At 51.2% G+C, this 18789-nt stretch carries 21 protein-coding genes; 13 read left to right on the top strand and 8 right to left on the bottom strand.

All coding sequences use genetic code 11. From position 1 onward, the window contains the following. Nucleotides 1-131: 131 nt before the first annotated feature. Together HMPREF9448_RS01150 and HMPREF9448_RS01145 are read right to left on the bottom strand one after the other, a co-directional pair. Entirely contained in the window at nucleotides 132-401 is a 270-nt protein-coding gene (locus tag HMPREF9448_RS01150; RefSeq protein ID WP_008143004.1) for a hypothetical protein, read from the bottom strand. Nucleotides 402-568: 167 nt separating this feature from the next. Next, nucleotides 569-1141 (bottom strand): hypothetical protein, encoded by a 573-nt coding sequence (locus HMPREF9448_RS01145; protein ID WP_004293623.1) that lies wholly within the window; start codon nucleotides 1139-1141, stop codon nucleotides 569-571. Nucleotides 1142-3063: 1922 nt separating this feature from the next. On the opposite strand from HMPREF9448_RS01145, the gene HMPREF9448_RS01135 reads away from it, so the two are divergent. The 3 genes from HMPREF9448_RS01135 to HMPREF9448_RS01125 all read left to right on the top strand — a co-directional run bounded on the left by HMPREF9448_RS01135 (nucleotide 3064) and on the right by HMPREF9448_RS01125 (nucleotide 6244). After that, nucleotides 3064-3855 (top strand): hypothetical protein, encoded by a 792-nt coding sequence (locus HMPREF9448_RS01135; protein ID WP_004293621.1) that lies wholly within the window; start codon nucleotides 3064-3066, stop codon nucleotides 3853-3855. Between the two features lie 534 nt (nucleotides 3856-4389). Beyond that, nucleotides 4390-5637 carry an AAA family ATPase gene (locus tag HMPREF9448_RS01130; protein ID WP_004293619.1) on the top strand — a complete coding sequence of 416 codons (1248 nt, stop codon included), beginning with the start codon at nucleotides 4390-4392 and terminating at the stop codon, nucleotides 5635-5637. Then, on the top strand, nucleotides 5612-6244 hold the full coding sequence (locus HMPREF9448_RS01125) for an RloB family protein (RefSeq protein ID WP_008860785.1): 633 nt from the start codon (nucleotides 5612-5614) through the stop codon (nucleotides 6242-6244). Before HMPREF9448_RS01130 ends, HMPREF9448_RS01125 begins: the two co-directional genes overlap by 26 nt. Before the next feature lie 151 nt (nucleotides 6245-6395). On the opposite strand, the gene HMPREF9448_RS01120 is transcribed toward HMPREF9448_RS01125, so the two are convergent. From HMPREF9448_RS01120 to HMPREF9448_RS01095, 6 genes are all read right to left on the bottom strand, one after another. Next, nucleotides 6396-6839: a hypothetical protein gene (locus HMPREF9448_RS01120; RefSeq protein ID WP_004293617.1), complete on the bottom strand. Its 444-nt coding sequence runs from the start codon at nucleotides 6837-6839 to the stop codon at nucleotides 6396-6398. After that, on the bottom strand, nucleotides 6826-7065 hold the full coding sequence (locus HMPREF9448_RS01115) for a hypothetical protein (RefSeq protein WP_004293616.1): 240 nt from the start codon (nucleotides 7063-7065) through the stop codon (nucleotides 6826-6828). Before HMPREF9448_RS01115 ends, HMPREF9448_RS01120 begins: the two co-directional genes overlap by 14 nt. Nucleotides 7066-7221: 156 nt before the next feature. Then, a complete protein-coding gene (locus HMPREF9448_RS14960; RefSeq protein WP_004293615.1) occupies nucleotides 7222-7659 on the bottom strand; it encodes a hypothetical protein in 438 nt (145 codons plus the stop codon). Nucleotides 7660-7661: 2 nt separating this feature from the next. Further along, nucleotides 7662-8795 (bottom strand): phage antirepressor KilAC domain-containing protein, encoded by a 1134-nt coding sequence (locus tag HMPREF9448_RS01105; protein ID WP_004303966.1) that lies wholly within the window; start codon nucleotides 8793-8795, stop codon nucleotides 7662-7664. Beyond that, nucleotides 8782-9120: a hypothetical protein gene (locus HMPREF9448_RS01100; RefSeq protein WP_004303967.1), complete on the bottom strand. Its 339-nt coding sequence runs from the start codon at nucleotides 9118-9120 to the stop codon at nucleotides 8782-8784. The genes HMPREF9448_RS01105 and HMPREF9448_RS01100 overlap by 14 nt, the downstream gene beginning before the upstream one ends. A gap of 10 nt (nucleotides 9121-9130) precedes the next feature. Then, nucleotides 9131-9583, bottom strand: coding sequence for a hypothetical protein (locus tag HMPREF9448_RS01095; RefSeq protein WP_004293612.1), 453 nt, complete (start codon nucleotides 9581-9583; stop codon nucleotides 9131-9133). 288 nt (nucleotides 9584-9871) lie between these two features. On the opposite strand from HMPREF9448_RS01095, the gene HMPREF9448_RS01090 reads away from it, so the two are divergent. From HMPREF9448_RS01090 to HMPREF9448_RS01045, 10 genes are all read left to right on the top strand, one after another. Further along, the gene (locus tag HMPREF9448_RS01090) at nucleotides 9872-11194 is read left to right on the top strand and encodes a phage portal protein family protein (protein ID WP_008142945.1); all 1323 of its coding nucleotides are present in this window, start codon (nucleotides 9872-9874) and stop codon (nucleotides 11192-11194) included. Between the two features lie 224 nt (nucleotides 11195-11418). Further along, a complete protein-coding gene (locus HMPREF9448_RS01085) occupies nucleotides 11419-12054 on the top strand; it encodes a phage minor head protein (protein WP_008142943.1) in 636 nt (211 codons plus the stop codon). Further along, a complete protein-coding gene (locus HMPREF9448_RS01080) occupies nucleotides 12035-12613 on the top strand; it encodes a hypothetical protein (protein WP_008860784.1) in 579 nt (192 codons plus the stop codon). The genes HMPREF9448_RS01085 and HMPREF9448_RS01080 overlap by 20 nt, the downstream gene beginning before the upstream one ends. Further along, nucleotides 12610-13314, top strand: a complete 705-nt coding sequence (locus HMPREF9448_RS01075; RefSeq protein ID WP_004293608.1) for a hypothetical protein — start codon at nucleotides 12610-12612, stop codon at nucleotides 13312-13314. The genes HMPREF9448_RS01080 and HMPREF9448_RS01075 overlap by 4 nt, the downstream gene beginning before the upstream one ends. 283 nt (nucleotides 13315-13597) lie before the next feature. Continuing rightward, entirely contained in the window at nucleotides 13598-14836 is a 1239-nt protein-coding gene (locus tag HMPREF9448_RS01070; RefSeq protein WP_004293607.1) for a Clp protease ClpP, read from the top strand. Between the two features lie 126 nt (nucleotides 14837-14962). Beyond that, nucleotides 14963-16012, top strand: coding sequence for a hypothetical protein (locus tag HMPREF9448_RS01065; protein WP_004293606.1), 1050 nt, complete (start codon nucleotides 14963-14965; stop codon nucleotides 16010-16012). 75 nt (nucleotides 16013-16087) lie between these two features. Continuing rightward, nucleotides 16088-16435, top strand: a complete 348-nt coding sequence (locus HMPREF9448_RS01060; protein ID WP_004293605.1) for a hypothetical protein — start codon at nucleotides 16088-16090, stop codon at nucleotides 16433-16435. Beyond that, complete coding sequence (locus HMPREF9448_RS01055; RefSeq protein WP_004303973.1) at nucleotides 16435-17787, top strand: DUF2586 family protein; 1353 nt, start codon at nucleotides 16435-16437, stop codon at nucleotides 17785-17787. The genes HMPREF9448_RS01060 and HMPREF9448_RS01055 overlap by 1 nt, the downstream gene beginning before the upstream one ends. 3 nt (nucleotides 17788-17790) lie before the next feature. Beyond that, complete coding sequence (locus tag HMPREF9448_RS01050) at nucleotides 17791-18246, top strand: hypothetical protein (RefSeq protein WP_004293603.1); 456 nt, start codon at nucleotides 17791-17793, stop codon at nucleotides 18244-18246. 6 nt (nucleotides 18247-18252) lie between these two features. After that, on the top strand, nucleotides 18253-18744 hold the full coding sequence (locus HMPREF9448_RS01045) for a DNA N-6-adenine-methyltransferase (protein WP_004293602.1): 492 nt from the start codon (nucleotides 18253-18255) through the stop codon (nucleotides 18742-18744). Nucleotides 18745-18789: the final 45 nt, after the last annotated feature.

Below are 18789 nucleotides of genomic sequence, written 5' to 3'. Positions count from 1 at the left end.
GCAAGGAAGTCATATCGGAGGGAATTTTAGAAAAGTGCGGGCATTTCAGGGTGCAATCCTGACACAGTGTATATCAATGCCCGAAAAAGCGCGCACGCCCCGCAGTTTCCGCAGCACGTGTGCGCGTCATGTCACTCGCCATCGTCCCCGCTGTCAATTCCTGCGGTGATGTTGCATATCTCCTGCAATGCCGATTCTATCTGCACAAGGTCGTCGATGTCGAACTTCACGGCATCGCAGTCCTTCTCCCACACTTGGCGGGCTATGAAGACGGCATCATGCAGCGACCGCTCGGACTCTTCCAGAGCGGTCTTCAGGTCGTCCACGGTGTACTCCCCGTCCTGCGGCGGAGGTACAGTCCCGGCACCGTTTTTTGCCGGGAAATTCTTTTCGCCTATCACGTTACAGTTGCTTTCGCCCGAAATGAAAAGCGCGTATCCGTGGCATACGTCACAAGAACACGCGCTTACGACGGCAGATACGAAAAGGGCAGGCAGTCCCACACGTTCAGCGGGCTGCCTGCCGTCCTTTTGCCTTTTTCGGGCAGGTTTCAGTTACTCCGTTGCCCTTATGCCGCCTTTTTGCTTTCGTCGGCAACCGTTCCGGCAGGCTGTTCCGCCACCTTTTCAGCCTTGCCGGTCTTGGTCGTTTTCTCGGTTGGCTTTTCGAGGCTGGCGAGGTTCGGGGCGAAATCCATGGCGTTGCGGATAGCCTTTGCAGCGGCATGGATTGTCTTTTGGAAATCACGGTTTGACTTCTCGAGGTCTACTTTGGTCGGCACAAGACCGATACGCGCCCAAACGCTGTCGGTAAGGTCGTACTTCTTGATACGATTTCCCGACTTCTCGCAGATGATGATTTCCGCAGGGGTTGTGGCACGGAATTTCGAGCGTATGCCGTCGGCATCGGCACGCAGTTTCTTTTCCTCCGCAATGGTGTGCCACATAGTTGCGACCATGTTTTTAATCACACGGAAAATCTCGTTGTCCGACTTGTCGGCAGGCTCAAAGTCCGCACCGAAAAAGTGCTGTGCCGTCTGCACGAGTTCACCGTCCTTGTTGGTAGAGTTGTAAACCAACATGATACCTGCAAACGAACCGATGTTTGCATACTGTTCCTTGTTCAATTTAGAAGTTGCCATAATGATAAAATTTTAGAAACACTGCGCAAAATCACGCATTGCGGGCACTCGGGGAGTCGAACCCCGAACTTTGCACCATAGCGCAAAGTGTGGCATTTCCTGCCACGCGCCCAAAAATTTGCCGTGCATTTCACCCTGCACGGCAAAATTTTTCGTAACTTTGTCGCACTTAAAACGTACCCCATAGCAGAGCTATCCAAATGAGCGCATTTTCGGCATATCGTATCTTTGCACGAGTTCTACTCATCGTGTCGTGGCTCTGCGCTGCTTTACTCCAATTTCGGCAAGACGCTTCTCTGGCACGTTCCGGATCTTTTCCAATCCGGCAGCTAACAGTAAGGCGGTGGGCGGCTGGTGATTATGGGCATAACATTGGCAATGCTCTTTTCTCAAGCTCCGTGCGGACTGTTTTTCCGCTACCGTGCATTTTATCTCCGTGCGCACAAGGGCGCAATTATGGCATTATTCTTGCACGTCCTTTTCAGTGGCGGTATTCTCAATACTCCCAGCGACTTGCAAAAGTCTTGACGTATTTCCGGCACTCGGAATAAATACGATTTATCCCGTTCCATAAATTTCCCTACTTTCGTAGGTTGGCAATACTGGTATTATTGCCCCGTGCGAAGCGTGGTTATTTAACGCACTCTTTAAGCGTACCTAAACGCACACGGTGTTGTTTCGGGTGTTACCCTTTGACGGCTCAACAACTCACTTTCGTGTAAACGCCGTTTTTGTTTCTCGCTCTCGGCGGTCTTTGCTTTTCTGTTTTTTAATTCTGTTTTTTACTATCTATTTTTTTATTCGTTTTTCTCCGTACTTGTTTGCCGTTTGTTTGGCTTTCGAGTACATGACTATTATAAAACCGTTTTTCAGAACTGCAAAACTTTTTGAGAAAAAAAATTTGGAACGTTCCAAAAACAGCCTTTTTGCGAATATGGAACGCACGCGCGCGAAGTGAATTTGTAAATGGTTGAATATCAATAAAATAGAAAAAATGATTTTCTTTGAAAAAAATTTTTCCTTTGCAAAAATCAAAAAAGCCCCGTTTCAACGTATGTATAAAATCAAAATCAGTTTTGTCTATTGATTATCAGATTATTAGCTGCTTAAAATGGATAAAATAGGACTGAAAAGATTTTTTTACTTTCAATTTGTAAGCAAAGATAATGTAAAAGACGTTTTTAGGCTTACTTTATACAAAAGTAAACCTAATAAATTATTGATATTCAATGGTGTAATAAAAATAAAAAGATTAGGGAGGGTGTACCCTCGGGTGCGGATTCGGTCTCTGTCCTCGGGCCGTTTTTTCAAGTCCGGTTTTCCAAAATGGCTCAAAATGCGGCTTTCGGATTGAAACTGTAAGCAGGTATCAAAAAATATACAGTAAAGTACTTGTATTTATCATGGTTGCTTAAGGTGCTGGTGTTCACCATGTCCCATATTTTTGAAATATTCTCATTTGTGGATGCCTGTCCTTTCAATTTTCACGGGTGTACAGACTTTCTGCACGATTTCCGGGTTCCGGCTTGAAGTTGTTTTTTAGATACGCTGAAAACGCATCAAAAAATATATAGAGACACGTCGGTATATTGACTGTTCTTAACCGGATTGGACGACGGAAAAGGAGGATGTGTATTCCTGTCATTCAGTATGTTCGGATATGCTTTTCACAATCGGACAATCTTGTAATGTTTTGTTCCTTAATCATATAGAATATACAGAACGAAGCTATCCACATGGATTCCGACTTATTTGTACGGTTTTTGTGACTTTATACAGGAAACCGTGGAAATGCAGAAGAAATGGGGTTCAGTCACCTGCCTTTTTGGTGAATTTTTGTATATTTGCCGTATTGTATCCACTTATGTATGAAGTATGGCATTTTGCTGTTACAGGAAATATCTGGATAAAGAATCGAAAGAATGGAATCATATCATAAGAAGAAAATCGGGAGTATTCCGAAAGACAGCACGGGTGGGTCGTCCATTCGCAAGGGAATGGTCGTCTTCAACGGTGGGACATCGGAAACCGGACTTGTGGGAGATGTCACGGGTAATTGCGTGTCGGTTCCGGTAAGGATGACTGCGGGCAGAGAACTCGTTACCGATGACGCGGTCATGTTTCTGAATGATTGCCGGGAAGCGAGCGCAGAGCAAAAGATTGCCCTCCAACGCCTGCTGAACGAAGGCCATCTTGCATGGGACAAGCGCCGGGGTGTATGTTCGGAATCTCTCTATGCTCCCAAAGACGGACAGTTGGTAAAACTCAGTATCCTGGATGAGCATGTAATACTGGGGGCTTTCAAGGAAATCGACGCAAAAGGACGTGTTGTGCTGTATTGCCTGCTGGACGAAGACGGGAGCCTGCGCTATTCCCTGCATGAAACAGTCGGGTACGCGGTGAATCTCCAGATACTGCCTATCGGAACCAGTGGCCGTAGCAGGCTTTCCGATGCTCTACGCCAGAAAGGGCTTGCATGGAACGGACGGCTGAAGGAACTCGAACGGCTGGCAACACGTGTCAGACGCGGTGACAAGTACTATTACCTGAATGACATACTGGAAATCCGTGAATGCAGGGACAACAACAGGCCGGCGGACAGGAAACGGTTGGAATGCGGGAACTATTTCATGGAGCGGAGGGATGCCGAACTGGTACGTGACTGCGTGCGCTCTGTCGTAAGGCTGAACCGCGACAAGGATGCCAGACGGTAAGAGGGTGACGGTATAAGGTATTCGTTCTGTTTCTCTCTCTTGTATCTGGGGAGGAAGTGGTCCTTTAATCCTCATCTTATCCGTTTTCAACACTTTCCGATTCAAAAAAACAAAAAAACAGACGGCGTGCCGTCTGTCATGATTTGTTTCTTTTTTGGTATCTTTTTTCTTTGCGTTAAAGAAAAAAGTACATCTTTCTTCTTTCTTCTTGTATAATACTACTTATAGTATTGTTGCTACATTTGTAACACCCCTCCTGTCAGATACACGGTACATTTGTACCACATTGAGGGGAAAGATGTGGCGAATTTCGCGTCTTTCCACCCAAATTCCACTATCGGGAGCATGAATCGCAAGCCGATGTTGCCGCTTCGGAAAATTGCAGTCGCCTTTTGCAGGGCAGCATTGCAAGAACGAAAACGGTCTGATTTTCACGTGCAGGAAAATAACCGCAAAAAGAGATCCGATAAAACATCTATATATGAAAAATATCCCCTATATTTGCATAAAATTTACATATAACTGCGATATAATATGATTATTCAGTTCACAGTCGAAAATTTCCTTTCGTTCAAGGAGCCGGCGACCTTGTCTTTGGCTGCTTCCGCGCTGAAAGAAAAACAGACCCGGTCCGATGAGATTGTTTTTGAGCTTGAAGGTACGAACCTCTCTTTGCTGAAGAGTGCGGTCATCTACGGGGCCAATGCCAGCGGGAAATCGAATCTGGTCAAAGCACTCGATTTCTTCAAATGGTTTGTCATCAATTCCTCCAAAGGCGTGCAGTCCGGCGAAAGCATACGGGTGGAAAGTTTCCGTCTCAACCGGAGGACGGAACAGGAGCCCAGTTATTTTGAGGCGGTCTTTGCCGACGAAACGGTCCAATACCGCTATGGGTTCGAAGTCGATGAAAAACGTGTACACCGGGAGTGGCTTTATCAAAAGGGCAACAAGCGCAAGGCAAAGGAGGTGGAACTGTTCCTGCGTGACGGCGATGAGTATGAACTGCATCCCAAATTTTCGGTCGGCAAAGAGGTTGTCGCCAAAAAAATGGTGCGCGACAATGCGCTGCTTCTTTCCGTGGCAGCACAGTTCAACGAAAGCGTCTCGGTGGAAATCATGGGATGGTTGGCCAACACCACGATTGTTCTTGGCAGCAGCGACGAGCGGATTTGGGAAATGGCGATAGCCCAGATCGATGATCCGTCCATGAAAAGGCGTATTGTGGAGTTTGCCCGGTTTGCAGACTTCGGAATCGACGACATACGCAAGGTTGACAATACAGTCATCAGTTCACACCAGCAATATGACGAGGAGGGCAACGCCACGAAGACGGTCACTTTCCCGTTCCGCGTAAACGAATCGGAGGGTACGATCAAATACTTCTCGCTGGCTTATCCTATAATCGACGCGTTGGATCATGGCAAAAGGCTGGTTGTCGACGAGTTCGACTCGAAAATGCACCCTCTGTTGACAAGTCGCATCATCGGGCTGTTCAATTCCAGAGTGACAAATCCCAGGAATGCACAGTTGATTTTCACGACACATGACACCAACCTGCTTAATGCAAGCCTGTTCCGCAGGGATCAGATCTGGTTTACACAGAAAGATTCGTTTGGAGCCTCGGAACTCTATTCGTTGGCGGAATACAAGGTTCGCAACAGTGCACCTTTCGAAAAGGAGTACCTGATGGGGAAATATGGCGGTATCCCTGTCATCGGCCAGTTTGAACGGTTATTTGACCTGAGGGAGGAAGAATATGGCAGCACGGACGAACAAGCGTGATCCACGCGCGGCACGGACACTCAGGCGTATCAGTTTTGTCCGTGAGGTCAAACAATCCTTCCTGATCATCTGCGAGGGGGTAAATACGGAACCGGATTATTTCAATGCATTTCGCCTGACTTCCGCCAATATTAAAGCGGTAGGCCAGGGACTCAATACGGTAGGTCTTGTCCAAAAGGCTTTACGGATGAAAGAAGAAGAGCGGAAGAAAGGACGCGAGTATGACCAGTGCTGGGTGGTATTTGACAAGGATGACTTTCCCGATCGGGACTTCAACCGGGCTATCGGTATGGCGGAAGCCGGTGGCATGAGGGTGGCATACAGCAACCAGGCTTTCGAGTATTGGTTCTTGCTGCACTATAACCTGGTACAAGGCCCGATGCACAGAAATCAATATGAAACAAAGCTATCCGGCTTGTTGGGCTTCTCCTACAACAAGGAAGCCGGTACAGGCGGTCGTGTTTTCAGGGAGCTGGGCGGTAAACAGGCTCAGGCCATCACGAACGCAAAAGCCGTATTGCGCCGAATGGAGGGAATACCGCCGGCACAGGCGGAATCTTCGACAATGGTGCATCTTCTTGTGGAAGAACTGAATAAGTATATTTAGCATATTCTGTCGTTTGCCCGGATAATATTGTACCCGGCTACCACCTCCTTCCGGTTTTATCGGATTTTATGTCGCAAAAACACAAAAACAGACGGCAAATCACAACGATGCCGTCTGTTTTTATTCATTTACGTTCCGTGGACAGATACGCTCAAACTTTTCGGTGTCTCTCTTTCCATTGGCTGACCTCTTCGTCAGAGACGGATGCCACGGTCCTTTTTTCCACATCGAACATCCGATGACAGAATGCCCTGGTAGAAAAAGGATTTCCAAGTTCCGCCAATATCCCTACAAGCCGGTTGTAGGAATCCATGTGCCACAGGTAATCGTACATCCCGCTGACCGGCACCCGTTCAAGCAATCCCATACGCGTTGTCTTTTCCACGCACTTGTCGAAAATCCGCGAACCCATCTCCATGTTCTCCATGTAGTACCGCTTGCTGCGCAAGGTGTCGTAACCTTTTTCACGCAGGCGTGTACGGTCTGCCATGTACAGCATGAAGATGACCTCTTCCGGGGTGAACGCGCCGACCAGCCCGGTGAAGCATTTCATAAACGGTATCACGTGTTGCCTTTTGTCGTCATTCCCTTTCATGTCCGTTTTCGCGTTCGTTCGTCCGTAATGTTTCCGCTTCCCCGTCATCCTTAATCGACGGATTGACATAGAACTGGCATATCCTGCCGTTTATCATCGGTTTATACACGGCGTATCCCAGTTTTTTGGCGTAACGCCCCACGGATACGCGGTTGGCGAACTTGCCGGTATGTTCCGTCAGGTGTTCCGACATCTCCCCGACGGTCATTCTGCTTTTCAGTTTCATATCATTCGCGTTTAAATGTTTTCCTGATAAAGGATAGCCGCGACTAATACGAACTGTTTGCAAATGGTATGAATTAATAAGAGGCGGTTCCATGAAATCGGCAAAGGAGGAATCAACCGGTTATACTGATACTTCATTCATGAAACCGTCCCTCATCTATTTTCCCATTATCCGGACAATCTCCCGTATCGTGTCGAAGTTCCGCTCGTCCAGCCATTCTTTGGCCACGTTCCACGAGAGCGACATTCCGAACTTCAGGTTCTCCATGGTGATGGTATGGTGCGACAACCTGCCTTCAGTGGGCTTGAGCCCTGCCGCATGCAGTTCACACAGTCCGTCCTGAAAGAATGTGCACCCGCCTGCTTCCTGTTTCGCCTGTACCATCGGCACGATATACGGGATTTTTCCTAACAGCAGGCCTACCGCCCACCGAGTGGGTGCAAGACGCTCCCTGTATCCGGCTTTCAGCAACCGGAGGATGTCTTCCGGCGTACCGAGGCACGGTATCCGGCATTGCTGCCTGCACAGACGGCAACGGCACTCTACCGGCCGTCTTCCTGTCTTGCGGATGATCCGCTGTAATGCCGTTTCCATCGCTATGCACCCGGTGGGCAGTATTCAGGGTTCCTCTTGCGCCACAGTTCTATGATACACTCCCGTCCGGCCTGTGTCCATCGTTTGGTGGATCCGAAAGTATATACCTTGCCCCGGCTGTTCTCCCACGTGTAAGGCACATCGCATTGCCAGGCCCGGCAGGAAGGAAAGACCACCCATTGCCGCTTCTCGTACTTGCAGATGCCCTCTTCGGCAAGGAACTGGTGCAACTGTCGCGGCGATATGCCGAGTTCGTCAGCGATGCGCGTGCTCTTGAACCAGTCCCTGTTCTCGATAAACTCCTCGTAGAATACGATTTTCGGCAGGGATTCACTCACCACCTTCCGCAGTTCCAGAATCAGTCTCGTCGCCGATTCCATATCCTGCGGCATGGGACAATCCATACAGGGCAGACCGGGTGCCGCCACCCTGGGGCGTTCGCGTACGATTGTCTTCCCTCGTTTCACGGAGAGTTTGCCGATAGCCTCGCCCAACCATTCCGCCAAAGACAGGTCAGGGGCGATCCATCTGGCCAACGGTATGACAAGCGGTGATTCCAACCAGGTCGCACCGTGCCCCCGCCCCCGTGTGGTGAAGACTTGCGACTCGTATTTCCCGGTATGTCCGTTGCCGGCCATTTCCCTGCGGAGCATATCCGTGGAAGCGATGCGTAGCCATTCAGACGGGATTTTCCCGAAGTGCATCGTGATCTGCGTGGCGTTGACCATCAGCTTGTCGCCGACACGCCGGAACGTGACGGGGAACCCTTCCTCGAAGTGCATGACGATGTCGTCCTGCGGGACGGCGTGCAGCTCCCCGGCTTCCAGTTCCAGAAGCTTGTTGCCCCACACTTCCAATTCATCAAGCAGGTCACGGGGTATAATAGTCTCCTTGCGTACCAGTTGTAAAAGCCGGCGCATATCGATGGGACGGAAACCCCACTGTTCCCTGCCGTTTTTCCGGAAACTGATTTTCAATGCCGTCGGGCAAACACGGGCGATGGCGCCGTTTTCAAGCAGTTCGTCCCGCTTGAGTATATCGCATATATCCACGGCGCAGATATGGAGCTGGCCGTTATGGTTCCGGGAAACCCTTATGTTCCAGTCCCGGAACGGAACATTCCTATTTTCCCTCATAGGTATTTCCTCCTTTCTTTTGGTTATCAGACTTACGTTTGTTTTCAAGCAAGGCTCTCTTATGTGCCATCTTGCGCACCGGATAGTACGTGCGTTTCTCGCCGCAAAGGGCGTCATAATCTTTCAGCATCAGTGTGCCGAGGTCGGCCAGCTCGATTTCCACATCCGGATGCAGATGCCTGAAATAGAGTCCGCCGCTGCATACATACTTGCCCGTGCAACAGAATGAGATAGCCTGCAAGTTGCCTTTTGTCAATTCCGCCGCGCTGTGCAGCGAGCGCGTGACCGCTACAAGAACCTGTGCCCCGTTGAAGATGAGCACCATCTTGGGTCGTTTAAATGTGCTGCGTCTCATGTTGTTCTAAAATTTGCGTTAATTCCTCCTTTGTAAATCTAAGACCGGCAGCCTGTACCAGCCAAGTGTCTGAAACCGTAAATCCACCGGACAGCAGTTCGTCCACGCGCTCCAGAAGGTAGACACCGAACGCGGGATCGATGTAAACGACAAATAATAGAGCCAGACATTCATCAATTAACAGGTGTCCCGACGCCTCGTCACGGATGATCATCTTTTCCCTGTCTATTCCGTAGGCGTCTGCCAACGCCGTTGCCCAGTGATGGAAAGCGACACGGAAATCACGGACATTATGCCGGCGTGCATCTCCTTTGGCCTGGATGAAGCGTGTCGCGTCGAAATAGACCGGTCCGTCTTCCCGTAACGTTCCGAAAAGCAGATCGGGGAACTCCCTGTACCGGATTATCCGGCAGGGAATCTTTTCTTCTTTCATGTTCTCTTTTTCATTGTTCTTGGATTTGTATCTAACGTGGTGCAAAGATATATCTTTTTAATATGAAATACACTATAAATATATACATAAATTACACTTTTAATAAATTGTTAATCACTGATAATAAGATGTTTACAACATAAATAAAACCGAAATATCTATATATTTAAGTTGTATATTTCGGTTTGTAAATCAAGCATTAAGAGTCCCGTTCTCCATATATTCTTTTAGCCGTAAAAACCTCTCTTGAGGATTGTCTCTACTCTTTGAACAAGAAACAAAAAAATTATGGCTACATCGGACAAATCATTTAACGGGGAACTCTTGGAGAGTATTTTTAAGACCTCCAAAAAGACAATTCAGGAGTATGTCCGCGAAATCGAGCGCAACAACCGCTACCGTTCATGCCGTCAGGATACCGGCTCGGGATATATTCTCGATGACCGCGCCCGGCTCATTGACCTGTATGAAGCCTGCCTGCAACAGGACGCTCATATACGTTCCGTTGTCGAGACACTGGAAAGCCAGATTCTCGGCGACCGCTATATGCTTGCCCGTGTAAACGAAAAGGGAAAATACATCAAGGACGTGGCGAACTCCCTGAAGATACAGGGTTCGCAGTTCGACAAGATAATCAAGGGCATAGTGGAATCCAAGCTCTACGGGTACACCCTGCTTGAAATCATGCCGCATACTGACCCCAGAACGGGCAGGCTGGCGGAAGTCAACATCATCGAACGGCGTAATGTGTTGCCGGACCAGAAAACGGTACTGAAGCGGCAGGGACTGTGGGAGCCGCATTGGGATTTACATGACCCGGCATATTACCGTTGTTATGTACTGGTAAACTCCGGCGACTTGGGACTTTTTTCCGCCACGACCCCTTTGATACTGGCCAAGAAATTCACGGTGGCCAACTATGTGAACTTTTCCCATACTTACGGACAGCCGATTATCCACGGAAAGACGGTCAGCGAGAGCAACGCCGACCGCAAGAGGCTGGCTAACGAGATAGCCAACGCGGCACAGAACAAGGTGGTGGTTACCGGCATTGAGGACGAGGTCGATATCAAGACATTCACCATGTCCAACTCGGAAAAGATATATACCGGGCTTATCGAGTTTGTGAACAAGGAAGTTGCCAACCTCGTGCTCGGCTCCGAGTCGATGGCCGGAGGGATGCAGTCGTACGTGGGTTCCACGAAAGCACACCAGGACATTTTCCGCGACCGTATCGAAGTCTACCGTCGGTATATCGAAAACGTCATGAACGAGGAGATAATCCCCCGCCTGGTGGCTATCGGGTATATCCCCGGAGGATTGGAGTTCCGGTATTCGAACCGGATAGAGATGAGCAACGAGGACCGCATCAAGCTCTATTCGCTGATCACGGACAAATATGAAGTGGCGGCCGATGAGATCGAGAAAGAGTTCGGTATCAATGTGGGCCGGCAGCTCAATGTTATCCCGGGATTAGGTTTCGGAGCCGAAGGCGGCTCATCCGGTCTCAGCCACAACGACCGGGGCATCATGTCGGACGAGGAGTATTTCCGGCGTTACGGACGCCCCCGGGGGGCGAAGGTCGGAAATTTTCTGCGGGGAGCGGAATAGAAGCCCGTCTTCCGCTCCCGGACAACGCTCCGTTCAGGGCTGTCAGGGCATCTGCAACCACGGAATCCGATACGGAAAAGGAGTATCGTGTCATTTTCGATGCATTCCGCAGGCTGATCCTCTATTGGGAGAACAGCGCGGAACGTCTCGACATTATAGAGGACATCATCACCCTGCGTGCCTCTTTCCTCATAGACCGTGCGCTGACAGGTCTGCGAATCGATATGGACCGGGCATTGGAGATACTGAAAAATCACAACTCCTTTACAACAGAGAGGGAACGGCAGCAGCGTGACATCCTGATTGCAGCTATAGACAACCTGGTGGATTTTGCCGCGGCAGAGGAGTATGCCATGCTCGGGGAACTGCCCGAGACAGCGGATGAACAGGACATGGAAGCATACGAAAAGATATGCCGCAGGTATAACCTCGTCCATGCGGAGGAAGAGAACAACCAGGTATTCTTCGCGGCCTCGATGGCCGCATGGTGGATGGCGGTGGATATGGATACCGTGCTTACCTACATGACACAAGGCGATGAACGGGTACGTGCCTGGCATCTTTCATTGGAAGGGATTTCCTTCCGCAAATCCGAGTTTCCTCCGGAGCTGATACCGCCGATCGAATGGGGATGCCGCTGCTTTCTGGTCGCGGAGGGGTTCGCCGCTGTCCGGGCGGCTTTGCCGGATAAGGGAGACTATCTGGAAAAGGTGGATCCGGTCTTCCGGGAGAGCCTGGCAACCGGCGGGCGTATCTTTTCCGATGCGCACCGCTATTTCTCCGTCCCGCTTCCGGGTTACATGAATGATATTGTGAAACGCATTAAAGGAAAGTTCGCCTATGCCCAAGATAACGCTTGATGAGTTTTGCAGCCACTGGGTAAGCAGGACCAGTACGCGCGTCATGGCCAGCCGGCTGGAGTTCAACGTATTCGACTTCGCAACTGCTGCCGGTGACTATACCAGGCAGCAGTTCGTGTCCTCATTCGCTTCGGGGGGATTCAACGGTAGCAAATGGGCGCCTCGTACCTCCAAATGGGGAAAGAGGTTCACCCATCCTCTCATGAACGATACGGGGACTCTGGCCCGGAGCATACAGTCGGAAGCCGGCCGGACAGACATAGTGGGACGGCGTTCGGACCGTACGCGCATCTTCCGGAAAGGCGCCAGGTATTGCATGTGGACTACGGAAAAGAGCTTTCCAGTCAAGGGCAAGCGGGGACGCAGCAAGGAGCGTTACGGGCATTATGCCGCCATACACAATACCGATCCGAAGTTCGGGCTGTACACGGTAAACCAGTATTCCACGCGCCGTCCCGTACACCGGCAGTTCATCGGATTCTCACCGAAGACGGACGACTATATCGCCGCCCATTTCATAGATATGATTTTTAAAGGATTTCCACACCAGCCGTTATGATAAAAGACAAACACCCAGCACCACAGCCCGCACAACCGTCGGCACCGGCGGAGAGCCTGCCTGAAGAAGTTTCCGCGAACCCTTTCGTGGAGATATACCGGGCCGTTAAGCGGGCTGTCCTGACCCTGCGGGAGAATCCGGACGACCCGTTGTCGCCGCCCCTGTTCAAAACCGTCGCTATCGACAACGGCCAGTTCGCCCGCATTGTCCGTGACGATAACACGGAGTATGAGACTGTGTTCCCTGCCGTGTTCATCCACTTTATCAACGTGAGGTACCTGGTACAGCAACAGCGTATCGGTGAGGGACGCGCCACCATGCGCGTGCGGTTTATCCTGAATACGCTCAACAATGCAGACGAAGACAAGGAATGCGAGGCGTTTCTGGTCTTCCAGCGGCTCAATGTAGCCATACAGGATGCCAAGAACCATGAGCCGGCGCTGAGCGAGCGGTGCAACCTGACCTATTTCGACATGCCGCTTTCAACCAATATGTTGCAGGCGTACTGGATAGACTACGAGGTATGGTTCAGGGAATCTTCCGCGTGGAAATACAGGGACTGGGTAAAAAGGTATGTGGTCATGCCCCCGTTCACCCAACACAGCGATGCGCCGCAACATGACAGCGGCGGACACGGCTTCCATCCGCGTCCGGAACATGACGAAGTATCTGGTTTTTCGGATACCGGATCGGAAAATTGAAATCCATGCAGGAGATTTATCCGCACTGCGTATAAACAGACATGAATCAGCAGATAATACAAGACTCATGATACATTTTCTGTACTTGCTGAATTTAGAATGTTCAGCATGCCGGTCTTGATACAAATAGTTGCAACCGGTCTGTAATTTGAACAATCTATTATACTGTAAAGATAATCGCATTTCCATAAATGGATGGATTCTCATATTTCCACTTCCATAAATAGCAGTGCAAAACCTTTTCTTTTTCCACCGCCTACTCTTGTTCAAATAACCCTTGCATATGGATATGAACACACTTCAATATGTCGTCGGAGAGGCGAAGGCAGGCCAGCCGGCTGTTATCCGTTTCTTCGGTCGCGTGACGGAAGAGACGACCTCACGTTTCAATGACGAGTTCGACTTTTTGGAAAATATCATCCGTCCCTCCTGTATCCGCGTGTTGATCAACTCGGAGGGCGGCAGTGTCCTTTACGGCATGTCCACCTATTCCACCATCGCCAATGCCACGGTGGATACGGAATGTATCATCGAAGGGGTCGCGGCATCGATGGCCTCCATCATCTGGGCGGCGGGCAAGCGTTCTCTCATGCGTGATTATGCCATACTGATGATTCATAACCCGATGTTGCCGGACGATGACGGAGGGGAACCGTCGGACATGGTAACGGCTTTTACCAAACAGATCGAGACGATTTACCGGAAACGGTTCGGCCTGAAAGCGGAGCATGTGCGGGCCATCATGGACGGACAGGCAGGAAAGGACGGGACCTATTTCGACGCACAGGCTGCCGTCAAGGCCGGCATCATACCTGCGGAGCATGTCATCCATACCTCGAAGCAGCTTTGCCGTAAAGTGCATGACGAGATAGAAGGATTGACCGATACGGCCGCCATCCAGGAACTGATGAGCCGTGTCAGCGCGGGAAATAAACCTTTCAAAGGCATTGAACCTACTCTTACAGAAACGGAAAACGATATGGCAAACGAAAACAAGACACAAGGCTTTGAGTACGGGGCGATTGCAGCCTCGCTGGGCATGAAGGACGGTGAGGTCAAGGACGTGATGGCACGTATCTCTGAACTGGCCGCGATGGAACCCAAATACAGAGAAATACAGAAATCACTGAGCGACGCGCAGACCGTCATCGCCGGAAAAGACGCCTCCATCCGGAACTTGCAGACAGACCTGGCCGCAGCGACGGCACGCCTTTCCGCCTACGAGCAGAAAGAGAAGGACGAGCAGGCTTCCCGTATCGAGACATTGGTGGAGAATGCCATTGCAGAAGGCAAGATTGACCGTGAGGCGAAAACGCAGTGGGTGGAGATGGCCGGTTCCAACTTCGAGTTGGCGGAAAGCACGCTGGCTTCCATTCCCGCGCGGGAGAAAATCTCGAAGGAAATCGCCGATGACCCTGCCAACATCCAGGCCACGGCGGAAGCGACAAAGACCGCCGAACAGCTGATGGCCGAGAAGGTGGCGGAAGTGGTCGGTGCGGATTTCAAGTTCCGAAAGCTCTGACAGACTATCCGCGGGCGTCCGCCCGATTTTAACTGACATGCCGGAGACCGCAGTGTCTCGCGCGGAAACAGCAGGTATCCGCCAGTCGGCCGAGTTTCATTCTTCAACGGAAAACTTAAAACGACAATGGCTGATACAGTAAACTTTCTTCAAAACGGGTATAGCGGCGAAGTACTTGAGGACTTGCTGACCTATACCGTGCAGGGCAATGATACAGTCCGCGAGGGACTGATTCATATCAAGACGGGCATCCAGCACCGCTATACGCTTCCTGCCATCAAGCTGGGCAACATTATCCAGGACAACGTGCCGACCCCACAACCCATCCACGGAGCCAAGGGCGATGACGGCACGAACGAGTACCAGTTCACCGAACGCCATCTTGAGCCGTCCGATTTTATGGTCTATCTCGAGTTTAACCCGAGGGACTACGAGAAGTACTGGCGTTTCGCGCAGCCGGAAGGCAATCTCGTGTTCCGCGAGCTCGACCCGAAAATCCAGGCGACGATGCTCCGTCTCCTTATGGACAAGAAAAACGAGTATATCGGAAACGCCATCTGGACTTCCGCCCGCGGAGGAGAGACGGTGGCCAAGATTACCGCACCGGAAGGCTGCACGAAAATCGGAGCCAACAAGGAGAAATATTTTGACGGGGTCATCAAACGGATCCTCGACAATGTGAACTCCTCCGATGCCGAGGTGGTTGCCGGAGGGCAGTGCATCATTTCGGGAACGACCGAGCTGACGGACGGGGCCGCGGTGGAGGCGGCGCTCTATGCGATGTGGAGGAAATGTCCGAAGCAGATCCGAAAGAAGACATCTCTGACCTTTGTGGTCGGATGGGACGCCTGGGACGCGTATGACCAATATATCTCGGACAAGCAGGTCAAGTATTCCGAGAATACCGAGGTCAACCGCTATCGCTTCAAGGGCAAGCGCATCGTCCCGGTCGTGGGAATCCCCGAACACACGATGGTGCTCGGCGAGTTCTCCACCGGCATGGACTCCAACCTGTGGATGGGGGTGGATTACGCGAACGACACGGACATCCTGAAAATCGACCGTCTGCAGGCCAACTCCGAGCTGTTCTTTTTCCAGATGCGCATGAAAATGGACGTGAACATCGTCCGCCCGGCGGAGATCGTGGTCCATACCGCCTACAAGAAGAGCGAATAACACACCTTTCTTCATTCTCAATATCCACCCGGGGAGCGGAGGCAAGGCCCCGTTCCCCATTTTCATTCTACTGTTATGGCAAAGAAAATCAACACGGAGGAAACTCCGCAGACAGACAACAATAATATTCCTGCACCGGAGGCTCAGGCGGTGCCCGTTCCGGAAACGGCATCGGAAAACCTCGGGACAGGCGGCGAGACTGAAGACAGGCTGCCGGCCAAGACCGCGGGGAAAGGGAATGCAGGGTCGGAGGAGACGACAGAGCCTCACATCCTGTCCCTGTTGAAAAAGTTCCCGGCATATCCGTCGCTGTACATCGACACGCACGGAGGAACCTATGCGCCGGACACGGCGGCCGCCATCAGGGGCAAGGCCGTACTCTACAGGAATCCTTTCTACAACGAACTTAAAAAGAAATCATAATGGCACTCGGTAATGTATTTATCAAGGATGTGGACGGCAATATTCCTTACGATACCGGCTCGTCGGGCGAGAAGGTGACGGGACTGCTGTTCGACGTGTCCCTCCAGCCGACGCTTTTCACGGAGGGGTATGGTAAAACCAATGAGACCAGGCTCAAGCCTGGCGATGTCTGCTACATCACCTCGTTCAAGTCCGCCGTGAACGACTTCGGTATCATCGAACGTGTGGAGGCAACCGACGAGGAGGAGATGAATGTCAATTTCCTGCACGGCATCCCGGCATACCATATCCGTGAATTTTTCCGCATGTCCGGCAATCCGGGCGGTTCAGGAAAACTCTACGTGATGTTCGCGGACTGTTCGGCGAACTGGGATGCGCTGGAAATCATGCAGCGTGCTGCCGGGGGTATGATCAACCAGATAGGCATATGGACGGAACAGCCGCTGTGGAAAGCGAACGGCGCATCGGAACAATACAACCTCAATCTGGTAAAGGGGCTCAACGACGTGGCCGTGGGGCTTGCGGAGCAGAACCAGCCGCTCTCGCTCATCCTTTCCGCCAATCCTTCCAATACGGGGGCGGATACGACTGAGGGGCGTCAGATTGACCTGAATAAAATACCTTCATGCATCTGTGAATCAAGCCGTATCAGCTGTATATTCGGCCAGGCGCATCACGAAAAGATCTCCACGATGCAGATGTGCAACAGGAACCATACGCCCGTGGGATTTTTGGGAGCGGTTATGGGAGCCATAGCAAAGGCCAACGTGCACGAATCCATCGCATGGGTCAAGCAGTTCAATCTCTTCGCGGACGATTTCCAGGAAATAGAGTTGGGGTTCGGGGACATCAACCTCGACGAGGCAGAGGAGAACTTCCTCAGCCTGAACCGGTACGAGTCACTCTCCCCGTCACTGCTGGACGAACTCGACGATAAGGGGTATATTTTTCCCATCAAGTATGCCGGCCGCGAGAACGGGATCTACATCTCGAAAGACCAGACATGCTCACATGGGGATTTCCGTACCATTGCCCGGAACCGCACCATCAACAAGAGCCGCCGTGCCGTGCGTGCAGCCCTGCTGCCGTATGTGAACTCACCGCTGATGGTCAATCCTTCAACCGGGTTCCTCGCCCCGTCGAAGATTACAGCTTTCAAGACACTCATCGGGGATATACTGGCCAAGATGCAGGCGGCGCAGGAAATTTCAGGATACGCCGTCACTATCGACCCGAACCAGAACGTGTTGGTGGACGACACGCTGCGCATCTCCTATGTCCTTGTCCCGGTGGGCGTGGCCGTGAAGATTTATGTAGAGGAAGGACTGTCATTAACCGCAAATAAGACATAGCATATGGCAATAATCAACAATGTAGCATACTCGTGGTCGATGATAACCCTGTCATCGACCGCCCTGGGAATCGATGAAGGTTCCACGACCCTTGAAGGCGTGTCGGCCATCAAATGGTCGAAGAAGCGCAAGGTCGAAAGTAACTACGGCATGGGAGGACGGCCGGTGTCGAGGGGGTTCGGGAACATTACCTATACGGCGAGCATCACGATGGACTATGCCACGCAACAGCTGTTGCGTTCGGTGTACGGCTCGCTGCTCGAAATCGGCGAGTTCGACCTGATTATCAGCTTTGCCAACCCGATGGCCGGCGAGGACTGGACAACGACGACCGTAACGCTCAAAGGTTGCATCTTCACGGAGGATTGTCTCGAGTCACAGCAGGATGATACCAATATCACCCATGAATTCGATCTCAACCCGTTCGATATCCAAATCGGCTCGGGTGATACAATCTAAGCTGTCATGGATGTAACTTTCGAGGGGAAATCTTCTACCGGAAAGAACGAATGGCTCACGCCTCCCTGCCTGCTTCGGAGGCTGGGGCCGTTCGATTTGGATCCGTGTTCGCCCGTAAACCGCCCATGGGATACGGCGCGACATCACTATACCATTGAGGATGACGGCCTGCAACAACCCTGGTTCGGACGTGTGTTCTGCAATCCTCCCTATGACACTGCACTGATTGTCCGGTTTATCCGCAGGTGTGTCGAACACAGGAATGCCGTCGCGCTCACTTTTGCCCGCACGGACACGCGCCTGTTCCACGAACTGATATTCCCAAACGCCGATTCAATACTCTTTATCAAGGGACGGCTCAGTTTTTACCATGTTACGGGGGAACAGGGTGGTACGGCCGGAGCGCCGTCATGCCTGATCGCCTTCAACAAAGAAAATACCGCGGTTCTGGAAACATGCGGTATCGACGGGAAGTTGGTGAAGCCACGACTTCAATAGTCAACCATAAATTTGTTACATAATAACCCGTCTGTTTGCCGGATA

Origin of the sequence: Barnesiella intestinihominis YIT 11860, assembly GCF_000296465.1 — a bacterium.
Classification (GTDB): Bacteria; Bacteroidota; Bacteroidia; order Bacteroidales; family Barnesiellaceae; genus Barnesiella; species Barnesiella intestinihominis.
The sequence above is the reverse complement of the archived record's forward strand: the minus strand, read 5'-3'. Positions and strand labels throughout refer to the sequence as shown.